Source organism: Dactylosporangium sp. NPDC000521, assembly GCF_042898305.1.
GTDB lineage: Bacteria > Actinomycetota > Actinomycetes > Mycobacteriales > Micromonosporaceae > Dactylosporangium.
This window is the reverse complement of the sequence record NZ_JBIAYW010000001.1, coordinates 754,632-766,169: the sequence shown is the minus strand read 5'-3', so window position 1 is coordinate 766,169 and position 11,538 is coordinate 754,632. Positions and strand designations below refer to the sequence as shown.

At 72.3% G+C, this 11,538-nt stretch carries 11 protein-coding genes; 2 read left to right on the top strand and 9 right to left on the bottom strand.

The genetic code is table 11. The annotated features are described in order from the left end of the window. Positions 1–265: 265 nt before the first annotated feature. The 8 genes from ACFY3L_RS03615 to ACFY3L_RS03580 all read right to left on the bottom strand — a co-directional run bounded on the left by ACFY3L_RS03615 (position 266) and on the right by ACFY3L_RS03580 (position 8,349). On the bottom strand, positions 266–1,243 hold the full coding sequence (locus tag ACFY3L_RS03615) for a zinc-binding dehydrogenase (protein WP_389318339.1): 978 nt from the start codon (positions 1,241–1,243) through the stop codon (positions 266–268). After that, complete coding sequence (locus ACFY3L_RS03610; RefSeq protein ID WP_389318337.1) at positions 1,240–1,947, bottom strand: nitroreductase family protein; 708 nt, start codon at positions 1,945–1,947, stop codon at positions 1,240–1,242. Before ACFY3L_RS03610 ends, ACFY3L_RS03615 begins: the two co-directional genes overlap by 4 nt. After that, positions 1,944–2,696, bottom strand: a complete 753-nt coding sequence (locus ACFY3L_RS03605; protein WP_389318335.1) for a nitroreductase family protein — start codon at positions 2,694–2,696, stop codon at positions 1,944–1,946. Before ACFY3L_RS03605 ends, ACFY3L_RS03610 begins: the two co-directional genes overlap by 4 nt. Continuing rightward, positions 2,693–3,670 (bottom strand): nuclear transport factor 2 family protein, encoded by a 978-nt coding sequence (locus ACFY3L_RS03600; RefSeq protein WP_389318333.1) that lies wholly within the window; start codon positions 3,668–3,670, stop codon positions 2,693–2,695. Before ACFY3L_RS03600 ends, ACFY3L_RS03605 begins: the two co-directional genes overlap by 4 nt. Positions 3,671–3,745: 75 nt before the next feature. Beyond that, positions 3,746–4,384, bottom strand: a complete 639-nt coding sequence (locus tag ACFY3L_RS03595) for a TetR/AcrR family transcriptional regulator (protein WP_389318331.1) — start codon at positions 4,382–4,384, stop codon at positions 3,746–3,748. Between the two features lie 193 nt (positions 4,385–4,577). Then, positions 4,578–5,909 (bottom strand): hypothetical protein, encoded by a 1,332-nt coding sequence (locus tag ACFY3L_RS03590; protein WP_389318329.1) that lies wholly within the window; start codon positions 5,907–5,909, stop codon positions 4,578–4,580. A 62-nt stretch (positions 5,910–5,971) separates the two neighbouring features. Further along, a complete protein-coding gene (locus ACFY3L_RS03585; RefSeq protein WP_389318328.1) occupies positions 5,972–7,489 on the bottom strand; it encodes a PQQ-binding-like beta-propeller repeat protein in 1,518 nt (505 codons plus the stop codon). Between the two features lie 89 nt (positions 7,490–7,578). After that, on the bottom strand, positions 7,579–8,349 hold the full coding sequence (locus tag ACFY3L_RS03580) for a M15 family metallopeptidase (RefSeq protein WP_389318326.1): 771 nt from the start codon (positions 8,347–8,349) through the stop codon (positions 7,579–7,581). 19 nt (positions 8,350–8,368) lie between these two features. Here ACFY3L_RS03580 and ACFY3L_RS03575 point away from each other — a divergent pair, with 19 nt between their 5' ends. After that, entirely contained in the window at positions 8,369–9,265 is an 897-nt protein-coding gene (locus ACFY3L_RS03575) for a L,D-transpeptidase (protein ID WP_389318324.1), read from the top strand. A gap of 9 nt (positions 9,266–9,274) precedes the next feature. Here the strand turns inward: ACFY3L_RS03575 and ACFY3L_RS03570 are convergent, their stop codons facing one another. Continuing rightward, positions 9,275–10,126 carry a hypothetical protein gene (locus ACFY3L_RS03570; RefSeq protein ID WP_389318322.1) on the bottom strand — a complete coding sequence of 284 codons (852 nt, stop codon included), beginning with the start codon at positions 10,124–10,126 and terminating at the stop codon, positions 9,275–9,277. Positions 10,127–10,429: 303 nt separating this feature from the next. Here ACFY3L_RS03570 and ACFY3L_RS03565 point away from each other — a divergent pair, with 303 nt between their 5' ends. Then, entirely contained in the window at positions 10,430–11,527 is a 1,098-nt protein-coding gene (locus ACFY3L_RS03565; RefSeq protein WP_389318320.1) for a sugar ABC transporter substrate-binding protein, read from the top strand. Positions 11,528–11,538 lie beyond the last annotated feature (11 nt).

Here is an 11,538-nt window from a genome sequence, read left to right as displayed (position 1 = left end):
ACGCCGCCACCTCCGCTGCGCTCCGGCGCCCGCCTGAGCTCCACCCTGCGCCCACGATTCGCAGCTCCTCACTCCGCTGCGGGCCGCTCACGCCGCCACCTCCGCTGCGCTCCGGCGCCCGCCTGAGCTCCACCCTGCGCCCACGATTCGCAGCTCCTCACTCCGCTGCGGGCCGCTCACGCCGTCACCTCCGCTGCGCTCCGGCGCCCGCCTGAGCTCCACCCTGCGCCCATGACTCGCGGCTCCTCACTCCGCTGCGGGCCGCTCATGCGACACGCACGCAGAGCTTGCCGAACGCGGCTCCCGACAGCATCCTCGCCGCCTGGGTGGACACGTCGGCGAGGCCGACGGTGCTGTCGACGACCGGCCGGAGCCGGTGCTCGGCGACGAAGTCGAGCAGCGCCCGGAACTCGGTCAGGGACCCCATCGTCGACCCGTGGACGGTGATCTCCCGGGCGAACAGCCGGGTCAGGTCGAGGCTCGCGGTGAAACCGCTGGTGCCGCCGCAGACCACGATCGTCCCGCCGACGCGGGTGGAGCGGGTCGAGTGCTCGAACGTGGCGGTGCCGACGGTCTCGATGACGACGTCGGCGGGCGCCGGGGTCCGCGCGCCGGTGTCGAGGGCGGCGGTGGCGCCGAGCGCGAGGGCCCGTTCCCGCTTCTGCTCGGACCGGGAGGTGACGATGACGGTGGCGCCGGCCGCGACGGCGAGGCTGACCGCGGCGGTCGCCACTCCCCCGCCGGCACCCTGCACCAGCACCACCTGCCCGGGGGCGAGCGCCGCCTTGGTGAACAGCATCCGGTACGCGGTCAGCCACGCCGTCGGCAGGCTCGCCGCCTCCGCCCAGTCCAGGTGCGCGGGGCGCGGCACGACGTGCCCGGCAGGGACGGCGATGTGCTCGGCGAACACGCCGTGACCGGCGTCGGGCAGCAGGGTCGCGTGCGCGACGGCCCGCCCGCCGGCCTGCTCGCCGGACTGCTCGTCGGTTGTCGGCAGCACCGGGTAGACGACGACGTCCCGGCCGCCGGCCACCCCGGCGGCGTCGCTGCCGAGCACGTGCGGGCCGGTGCGCGGGTGCCGGGTGACGCCGCGCAGCGTCCACAGGTCGTGCATGTTGAGCGCGCCGGCCCGCACGTCGACGCGGACCCAGCCGTCGGGGACCGCGGGGGTGTCGAGCTCACCGACCCGGATCGCGGAGAGGGGGTCGGCCGGGGACGGCTCGGTGACGTAGGCGGCCCTCACGCGGACCCGGCCCGCTCGGTGGGCCCGTTCCAGAACGTCACGTCGGCGAGGTCGGCGCGGGCGGCGGGCCGGAAGTCGAGGCCTTTGGTGTAGGCGACCGGCAGCAGCGTGATCGGCCGCCAGTCCGCGGGCAGGCCGAGCACCTCCTGCACCTGCTCCGCCTTGTGCGCCAGTGCGGTCGCCATCACCGACCCCAGCCCGCGGGAGCGCAGCGCCAGCTGGAACGACCAGGCGAACGGGAAGATCGAGCCGTAGTAGCCCGATGCGGTGCCACCGAGCGGGCGTCGCGGGACCGGTTTGGTGCTGCACAGCACGACCAGGACCGGCACCTCCTCGAGGTGGTCGACCAGGTACTTGACCGCGGTCAGGATCCGCGCCTGCCGGGCCTGCGACGCCGGGTCGGGCCGCACCGACGGCGACAGGCGGGTGGTCGTCGCCGCCTCGCCGCCGGCCAGGGGCCCCTCGACGGTCTGGTGCCACACCTCGGTGTACAGCGTGCCGATGCGGCGTTTCAGCGTGGGGTCGTCGACCGCGACGACGCGCCAGTCCTCGAGGTTGGAGCCCATCGGCGCCTGCTGCGCCAGCCGCAGGCAGTGCTCGACGACGGCGCGGTCGACGGGCCGGGTGAAGTCCATGCGGTGCCGCACCGCGCGGGTGGTGGTCAGGACCTCGTCGATGTCGGTGATCACGGCGGGGACGCTCATCGGATGTCCTCTCCTGTCAGGCGGTCGACGGGCTTGTCCTCGTAGGGCAGCGGGTCGCCCCAGCGGTCGAGGAAGGCGACGCTGCTGACGGGCTTGCGGGCGGCGACCTTGAAGTCGGTGCCCTGGGTGTAGGCGATCGGGAGCATGGTGATCTGCAGGGCGTCCTCGGGGATGCCGAGCAGCGCGGCCGCGGCGGCGGCGTGGTGCAGGTGCAGGGTGGTGATGACGGTGCCGAGTCCGCGGGCCCGCAGCGCGAGGTTGAACTGCCAGATCGCGGGATACAGCGACCCGTACACGGCCGAGTGCGTGCCCGGGCCGCCCCTGGCCGGGTTGGGTCGGGTCGCGCACGGGATGACCAGGAACGGCGCCCGGCCGAGGTGGTGCGCGAGATGCTCGGCGCCGCTGAGGATCCGCGCGGTGCGGGCGCTGACCGCGCCGTGCTCGTCGACGCCGCCGAGGCGGCCCCGCACCATCCGGCTCTCGGCGCCCTCGGCGCTGTGCAGCGGCTTGTGCACGTACTCCAGGTAGGCGTCCAGGTACAGGCGGGCCAGCTCGGCCTTGCGGCCCGGGTCGCCGACCACGACCCAGCGCCAGTCCTCGGCGGCGCCGCCGGTCGGGGCCTGCAACGCCAGCTGGAGGCACTCGCCGATCACCTCGATGGGCACCGGCCGGTCGTAGTCCAGCCGCAGCCGCACCGACCGGGTGGTGGTGAGGACGTGGTTGAGGTCCGTGAAGGGAAGCCCGGTCATGCGCCGACCTCCGCGCTGTAGCCCATGAGGTCGGCGATGTGCAGGGTGTCGCAGTACTCCCGGACCTGGGTGATGCCGTCCGGTGCGGTGTCCACGACCCACAGGTACCGGTTCTGGTACCTGTTCGGGGAGCCAGGCCCGCCGCCCAGGGTCGCGTCGCCGCTCGCCTCGATCGCGACGAGCGTGTCGTCGGCGACCCACCGGTGCGGGGTGACCGTGACGGCCGCGGAGGCGTATGCACCGGAGGCGATCCTGGCCCGCATCGCGGTGAGCTTGTCGGCGATGGCGACGGTGCCGTGGAAGGGGCCGTTGGCGGTGATGTCGCCGGTACGGTGCTGCCGCCCGCGCTCGCGGTCCCGGCCGGAGTCGGTCCACCAGGTGGCGCCGGCGCCGAACAGCGCCCCGAAGGCGTCGACGTCCCCTCGCGCGAGGGCCGGCCACAACGCGAGCGCCAGCTCCTCCGCCCGGCTCCCCGGTTGCTGCCCGCCGGGTCCGGGCACGCGGTCCAGGGCGGTGCGGGGCACCGGGGCGGCGGCACCGACGACGTGCTGGGCGTGGATCGTGTCGAGGTATTCGCGCACCGACACGATCGCCCCGGCCGCGTCGACGTCGAACACGAATGCGTACCGGTTGGCGTATTCCAGGCCCGAGGCGTGCGTGCCGTGACCTTCGACCTCGATGACGCACACGTCGGTCCCGGCGATCACCCGGCGCGGGATCTGCCGGCAACCGGTCGGGAACGCCTTCGGGCCGAGCGACCGCATCAGCGCGAGCTTGTCGTCCATGAGCATCAGCCCGTGCAGCGGGAACCGGCCGCTGCCGCCGGGCGACACGGCCGGGTCGCCGCCGCGGCGGTCCGGTCCGGTGTCGACCCACCAGGTCGCGCCGGGCGCGCACAGCCGGGCGAGCCCGCCCAGGCTGCCCCGGTCCAGCGCGGTGACGAAGTCCATGCCTGCCCGAACCGCCCGCGTCATGGACCTCCCCAATCATTCCGACTGGAAGGTATCTATCACACCGGGCGCGGCCCCCTCAAGGGTTCGCCCTGTCCGTCAGGCGAGCAGGCCCTCCAGGACCATGGCGCTGAACTGGCGCGCCACCTCGTCCACACTCAGCGGGCCGCTCAGGTTGAGCCACTGGTAGGCCCACGCGCACATGCCGACCAGACCGAACGTGGCGATCCGGGGGTCGACGTCCGCGCGGAACACACCCCGGGCGGCGCCGTCCTGCACCATCCCGGCGAAGGCCGCCTCGACCAGGTCCCGCTTGCGGGTCACCTCGGCGAACAGGTCCCCGGTCAGGTACCGCCGCTCCTGGTAGAAGATCGTGACGTGCGCCCGGTACTCGGCCACGCTGGTCAGGCTGAACCGGATCAGCTCGCGCACCCGCACCTTCGGGTCGTCGCTGCCGGCCTCGATCTGCTGGATCGCGGTGAGCTGGGCCTCCAGGTACTCCTCCTGGATGTGCCGAAGCAGGTCGTCCTTGCTCTCGAAGTGGTGGTAGAACGCACCCTTCGTCAGCTGCGCCTGGTCCGCGATCTCCTGCACCGAGGTGCGGTCGAAGCCACGCTTCTCGAACAGGTCCAGCGCACTCGTGATCAGCGACTTGCGCGTGTTCTCCGGGTCATACCCGTCGGGCCACCGCTGCCGGCGGCGGGTCGACTCCGGCCGGGCGGACGTCGCACGAGCCATCTACGGCCTCCTGTATCGCGCACTGCGGAGCCCAGATCCTACCGTCCGGTCGGAAGGCTGGCTGCCGAACCCCTCAATCTTCGTGCGCACAGGGTACGGCGCCGCATGGCAGATCGCGCACCGCCCAGCGCCTCCTAGGGCGCTGGGCATGGAGGCCGGCACGGCGCTGCTCACACTTGTATGCCGGGGACGCTCAGAACGGGGGCTCGGCGGTCCGGGCGTCCGGCTCCGGCCACGCCGGCTCCGGTACGGGCGCCTGCAACAGCGCCACGGCCTCCTTGACGCGGCCGAGTTCGATGAGCAGCCCCGCCCGGTCGTGGACATGGTCCGGCGCGTCCCGTTCCAGCACGGCAAGGGCCTCCTCCGTGCGGCCCGCATCGGCGAGGAGGCCGGCGACCGTCACCACCGCGAACCACGGCTCCGCCTCGGGAGGGTCGGTCCGCGCCAGGTCGACCGCCTCGTCGAGCCGCCCGCACGCGGCCATCAAGTGCAGCCGCAGCCCGAAGTACTGCCAGTCCTCGCCGCCGAGGCGGGTCTTGAGCCGGTCCAGGTGGGCGAGCGCCGCGTCCGGGCGGCCCCGGTTCGTGTGGTAGCCGCACACCGCGTAGACGACGAGGTCCGACGAGCCGCCGGGGGCGTCCGCGAGCTCGCGCAGCACCTCCAGCGCCTCCTCGTCCCTGCCGTGCCGGATCAGCAGCTCCGCCAGCGACAGCCTGACGTCACAACCCGGCCCCGCCAGCCACTGCCGGTAGACGCCGATCGCACCCTCCACGTCGCCGCGCCCCTCCAGCCACGCCGCGAGCCGGTCCGTGGCGTGGCCCATGACGTCGGTGGCCGCGTACGCCCGCAGCTCCTCGACACGGTCGTGGCGGGCGAGCAGGTCGGCCAGCGTGCCTGGCGCGACGTCCCCGGTGTGCAGCACGGCGATCGCCTCGTCGACCCGACCCTGCCGTTCCCGGATCGCGGCGAGCAGCTCCACCGCATTGCCGGGCTCCGTCCGCGGGCAGCCGCACTCCGCCCGGCCAGGCGTCTCGAGGCGAGCGGTCAGCAGGGCGGCCGCCGCCTCGTCCCGGCCCACCGTCCCGGCGACGTCGACGAGCGCTTCGGCGGCGCTCCAGGCCGCGATGTGCGGCACCAGGAGGTCGAACGCCTCGTCGCCGCGGCCGTGCCGGGCCAGCAGGCGGGCGACGAACGCCAGCGCGACGCCGCCGCCGGCGGACGCGTGCGGCCGGGCCAGCGCGATCGCCTCCTCGGCCCGTCCCCAGCCGTCGAGGAGCCCCGCGGCGGTCTCCACGGCGACCCACCAGTCCGTCGCGACGAACGGGGCGAGGACCGCAAGGGCCTCTGCCTGCCGGTCCTGCCCGGCGAGGTCCCGCGCCAGGTGCAGCGCGCAGAACCACTCGCCGCGCCCCGCCTGCAGCTGCACCTCTCCGGTGTGGCCGAGCTCCACCAGGCGGGCGACCAGCTCCGGAGGAATGCACTCGACCCGCATCCGGGTGCGGTGGTCAAGATCCTCGGCAGCCACGCCCGTCAGCCTATGACGGGCGTGGCATGTGCCGGGACGCACGTTCCCGCAGGGCTACCGGGTCAGGAGACAGACAGCGAGTGGATGGCGCCGGCGCGGGTGCCGAAGTACATGGCGCCCTTCCACACGGCCGGGGTGGACTCGATGCAGCCGCCGATCTTCAGCTCCCATAGCAGCTTCGGCTGGGCGTTGGTGTCCTTGACGTCGTAGGCGTGCATGACGCCCGAGCAGTCGCCGATGAACAGGGTGTCGTCGACGACGACCGGGGACTGCCAGGTCTCGTTGCCGGGGACGTGGAACTTCCACCGCACGGCGCCGGTCGCGCGGTCCAGGCCCATGACGTCGCCGCCGGTCGTGTCGTAGATGGCGATGTCCTTGAACAGCGCCGGCGTTCCCCAGATGCCGGCGGGCCTGCTGCCCTGGTCCTTGACCGCCCACACGACCGGATTGTCGGGCTTCGACGGGTCGAGCTTCAGCATCTGCCCGACCTGCTTGGAGCGGGCGTTGCCCTTCTCGTACTCCGAGCCGACATACAGGAAACCGTCCTCGTCGATGACGATCGAGGCGTCGGTGTCGTCACCGGTCCAGAACCGGAACACGCGGGTCGGGGTCTTGCCGGACTTCAGGCCGCTGATGTCCCAGCCCTGCACGAGCCCGCCGGAGTTCGCGAAGTACACGACGTCCTTGTAGATGGCGACCGAGTTCTCGATCGAGACGTTGGTGTCGCCGAAGTCCTTGAGCAGCTGCTGGTCCCAGCCGGGGGTGTTGAACACCAGCTTCGGGTCGACGGTGACCTTGCCGTTGGCGTCGTAGCCGCGGTTGAGCTTCACGATGTGGAACTGGCTGTTCTCACCGCCCTCGAACAGGTAGTCGTCGATGATCAGGCCGGAGCCGTCCCAGTCGTCGTTCCACATCGTCGGCTTCACCGCGTCCGCCGACAGCTTCCACAGCTCGGTCGGCTTGCCCCGGTCCAGGGCGATGACCCGGTAGTAGTTGTCGCGGGAGCCGGAGTACAGCAGCGGGAAGCCGTCGGGGTCCATGGTGACGGTGCCCTTGATGATGTCGTTGGTCTGGAAGTCCGGGATGATGCGCTCGCCGGTGGCGGCGTCCAGGAAGTGGATGGCGCCGTCGTACGCGCCGAACACCACCCACGTCCGCCCGTCCTTCTCGAACACGGCGGGCTGCCCGGTCCAGCCGTTGCCGCACCACTGCGTCGTCTTGCCCTTGTCCTCCGACATGCGGCACAACCCGCCGGACTTCGGGAACTGCCACTTGTGCACCGGCGTCTCCCGCGGCACCGGGCCCTGCCCGTAGTAGGTGCGGGTCGGGTTGCCGCGGAACGTCAGCAGGCCCTGCACCTTCGTCCCGTACGGCTTGCCGACCAGCGCCGGGTCCGACCAGCCGGTGAACGCCGGCTTCGCCGGAGAAGGGGACGCCGACGCGGCGGCCGCGCCGGTCGCGGTCACGCCCGGGGTCTCCGTGGCGGTGTCGCGCAGCGCGTATGCGGCGGTGGCGACCCCACCGACAACCAGGGCGAGGGCAGCAGCGAGGGAGAGGCGGAAGGTCGCCGTTCGAGACATTGCGCCAGTATGTCGATCGCCCGCCATGTGCGGCTCCCCCGAACGGCGCTATGGGAACCGTGCCACCGGCCTCACCCTGTGGCACCCCACTACGGTTTTTCGAAATGCTGGTAATCCACGCCGGTCTTCCAGGCACCGCCCCAGGCGAACCCCTCCGCCTTGAACGCGGTCACGACCACGTCACCGGCGACGATCATGCCCGGCCTGACATTACGCCGGTCCAGGTACTCCTTGCCGGCGGACGGCATGATCTGCTTCCCCGGCAGGTACGGGTTCTCCACCGTGTTGATGTCGATCGCGCGGCCGTACGCGTGGTTGGACCAGTGCGTGGTGTTCGGGACGTTGCGGCAGTTGAAGCCGGACGTGTTGTCCGCGGCCATGGACGCGTCGTCGCTGCCGCCGTACGCCTCGATCGTCTGCATGCCGCGGATCGGGAACCGCGCCGCGTAGAGCTTGCCGAAGACCCGCACGACCGAGTCGGCGACGGCGCGGTGCACGACCAGCTCGCCGACCTTGGCGGTGCCGTCGAAGCCGACATAGGACAGCCGCAGCAGCCGCAGGTCGTCGAGGCCGACGGGGCAGCCGGGCCGCCACGACACGCCGGTCATCCGCTGCCGGGCCTCGGCGGGCAGCACCTCGACCGTGCCGACGAAGGCGGGTGTACCGGCGGGGCTCGGCGGCGCCGGGGAAGCAGCGACGGTGGACGGACCCGCCGTGACGGCCGGTGACGGTGGCGACCCGCTCGCCGCGGTGCCCCCGGTGCCGCCCCCGCAGCCCGCGAGCACGGGCAGGACCAGCACCGGCGCCACTACCAGGTGCAGGGCGGCGGCGACACGGCGGGTGCGGGAACGGTTGCGCATGCGGCCGATACTATGTGTCGTGCCGGTTGACCAGCGCAGACGACGCGCCCCACAGGCCCTGCTCACGCTTGCCGCGCTGGTGCTGGTGCTGACGGCGTGCGGCGGCAGGCCGTCCCGCTCCGCGCAGCCCGAGTCGAGCCCGTCCGCGTCGGAGGCCACGGAGCCGCCCGCGGAGACCTCGTCACCCGCGGCGTCACCGTCGGTCCCGGCGTCGGCGTCCCCCACCGCGTCCGCGCCGGCGTCCCCGTCCGCGTCCGCGTCCGCGTCGAAGAAGCCCGCGCCGTCGAAGACCGCCGCCGCGGCGGCCGCGGCGAACGACGCGTCGCGGCTCAAGACGCTGCCGGCCGGCACGACGCAGGTCGTGATCGTGCAGGCGGCGAGCGCGTCCGCGACCACGGCGAGCCTGCAGGCGTACGCGAAGACCGGCGGGGCGTGGCAGCCGGCGCTGCCGGCGATGACCGCGAGGATCGGCGCCAACGGGTTCAGCGGCGCCAAGCACGAGGGCGACAAGACGACCCCGACCGGCGTGTTCGGCTTCGACGGCACCATGTACGGCATCGCCGCCAACCCGGGCGTGAAGTACGGCTACCACCGGGTGGTGCAGGACGACTGGTGGGACGAGAACAGCGACTCCCCCGGGTACAACACCTTCCACCACGGCGCGAACCCCGGCGGGCCGAGCGAGCCGCTGTGGCAGATCAGCCCGCAGTACAACCACTTCGCGGTGATCCGCTACAACATGCCGGCGACGCCGGGCCGCGGGTCCGGCATCTTCCTGCACGTCGCCATCGGCAACCCGACGCTCGGCTGCGTCGCGCTGCCCAGCGGTGACCTGGTGGCGCTGCTGCGGTGGCTGAACCCGGCGGCGAACCCGCGGATCGTGCTGTCGCCGACCGGCCAGCTGTCGCGGTACTGAGACAACCCGTCAGGTGACGTGGGTGGTGCCGCAGCCGGGGCAGGTGAGGAGGTGCACGTCGGCGGCGAGACGCAGGCCCGTCGGGCGCTCGTGCGCCTCGTTGCCGGGGGCGGACCAGTCCAGGTCCTGCTCCTCGACGGGGATCCAGTGGTACGACTCGGCGTCGTACTCGTGATCGGAGATGAGCAGGAGCAGTTCGCTGGCGGCGCCGCAGCGCGGGCACGGGACCTCGCCGGCGCGGCGCGGGTAGCCGCCGACCTTCCAGCCGGGCGCGACGAACCCGGCCGCGACGCCCGGCGGCATCCGGTCGCGGACGGCCGGCGGCAGCGCGTCGGCGCACGGGTAGTCGGTGACCTGCTCCGGGTGCAGCAGGCACGGCGTGGGCAGCCAGCCGGCGTGCTCGACGTCGCCCTGCGGCGGGTCGGTGAGCAGGTCCGCGGGCAGGTCGGCGGCGCGCCGGCGGCGGATCTGCACGGCGGGGCCGGCGGCGGCGCGCAGGTGCTCCACGGGGCACCACAGCACCTGCAGGACGTCGAAGGCGTCGCCGTCCGGGTCGGTGCGGGGCAGGTCGGGGACGTCCGACGCCCACAGCTGGGCGAGCGGGACCAGCGGGTTCGGGCTGGCGTGCGGGCGGCCGTCGCGCAGCTCGTGCGTGCACACCGGCCACGGCTCGTCCGCCGGCCACGCCAGGGGCCCGCCGACGTGGCTGTCCCCCGCGCGGGGCGCCGTGCCACCACCGCCGACGGCGCCGCCCCCGCCGGACGTGGCACGGCGCGGGTGCAGGCGGGTCGCGGTCCGGCCGAGCGCGGTCAGCTCCGGGAACTCGGCAAGGATCTCCGGCGCGAGCGGCGGAGTGATCATGAGGTCGAGGATAGTCGCGGCGTCTGGAGCGAAGCGGAGACAACGCTCAGGATTCACGTTCCGCGCAACCGTTTGGCAACCGAATCCGGCGATGATCATGACGGCGGGAGCGGTTGCGTCGGCGTTGCGCAATTGTTACCGCCAACAACATTTTCGAAATCGCGACGGCCTTGTGCCCACCCGCCACGGAGGAATACGTTGCCGGACACAACAATCACCGTCGTCCCGAAGACACCCCGACGGTGGACCTCCGCCCCGAAACCCCCCAGCGCCCTGAGGCGCATATCCGAAAGGACCCGTGCAATGCGCAGAGGGATCCTCTCCCTGTTGGCGGTCGGCGTCCTCGCCACCGGCGGACTCACCGCCTGCGGCGACGACAAGGCCGCCGACACCGGCAGCGGCGGCAACGCCAAGAAGCCGAAGATCGGCGTGATCCTGCCCGACAGCAAGTCCTCGGCCCGCTGGGAGACCGCGGACCGCAAGTACCTCGAGGCGGCGTTCAAGACTGCCGGCGTCGACTACGACATCCAGAACGCGCAGAACGACAAGGCCGCGTTCCAGACGATCGCCGAGCAGATGATCACGGGCGGCGTCAACGTCCTCATGATCGTCAACCTGGACTCCGGCACCGGCAAGGCCGTGCTGGACAAGGCCAAGGCCGCCGGCGTCGCCACCATCGACTACGACCGGCTCACGCTGGGCGGCTCGGCGGCGTACTACGTCAGCTTCGACAACGTCGCCGTCGGCAAGCTGCAGGGTGAGGGCCTCGTCAAGTGCCTCACCGACGCGAAGGCCACCAAGCCGGTCATCGCCGAGCTCAACGGCTCCCAGACCGACAACAACGCCACCCTGTTCAAGCAGGGCTACGACGGCGTGCTCAAGGCCAAGTACGACAGCGCCGAGTACGTGAAGGGCCCGGACCAGTGGGTCGCGGAGTGGGACAACACCACCGCCGGCACGGTGTTCGAGCAGATGCTGACCTCCACGCCGAACATCGCGGGCGTCCTGGCCGCCAACGACGGCCTCGGCAACGCCGCGATCAACATCCTCAAGAAGCAGAAGCTCAACGGCAAGGTCCCGGTGACCGGCCAGGACGCGACCGTCCAGGGCCTGCAGAACATCCTCAACGGTGACCAGTGCATGACCGTCTACAAGGCCGTCAAGCAGGAGGCCGACGCCGCCGCCAAGCTCGCCATCGGCCTGGCCAAGGGTGAGAAGGGCGCCACCTCCCAGAAGGTGACCGACCCCGAGGGCAAGCGTGAGGTCGACGCCGTCCTGCTGACCCCGAAGTCGATCACGAAGGACAACGTGAAGGACGTCGTCGACGACGGCTACGTCACGGTCGCCGAGCTGTGCACCGGCGACTTCGCCGCCAAGTGCGCCACGGCGGGCATCAAGTAGCACCAGCCGAC

What these genes read in the sequence shown, in the direction of transcription:
- ACFY3L_RS03600 (WP_389318333.1), bottom strand. Translation starts at nt 3,670, where the DNA reads ATGACGCGGGCGGTTCGGGCAGGCATGGACTTCGTCACCGCGCTGGAC.
- ACFY3L_RS03595 (WP_389318331.1), bottom strand. Translation starts at nt 4,384, where the DNA reads ATGGCTCGTGCGACGTCCGCCCGGCCGGAGTCGACCCGCCGCCGGCAG.
- ACFY3L_RS03580 (WP_389318326.1), bottom strand. Translation starts at nt 8,349, where the DNA reads ATGCGCAACCGTTCCCGCACCCGCCGTGTCGCCGCCGCCCTGCACCTG.
- ACFY3L_RS03605 (WP_389318335.1), bottom strand. Translation starts at nt 2,696, where the DNA reads ATGACCGGGCTTCCCTTCACGGACCTCAACCACGTCCTCACCACCACC.
- ACFY3L_RS03585 (WP_389318328.1), bottom strand. Translation starts at nt 7,489, where the DNA reads ATGTCTCGAACGGCGACCTTCCGCCTCTCCCTCGCTGCTGCCCTCGCC.
- ACFY3L_RS03565 (WP_389318320.1), top strand. Translation starts at nt 10,430, where the DNA reads ATGCGCAGAGGGATCCTCTCCCTGTTGGCGGTCGGCGTCCTCGCCACC.
- ACFY3L_RS03570 (WP_389318322.1), bottom strand. Translation starts at nt 10,126, where the DNA reads ATGATCACTCCGCCGCTCGCGCCGGAGATCCTTGCCGAGTTCCCGGAG.
- ACFY3L_RS03610 (WP_389318337.1), bottom strand. Translation starts at nt 1,947, where the DNA reads ATGAGCGTCCCCGCCGTGATCACCGACATCGACGAGGTCCTGACCACC.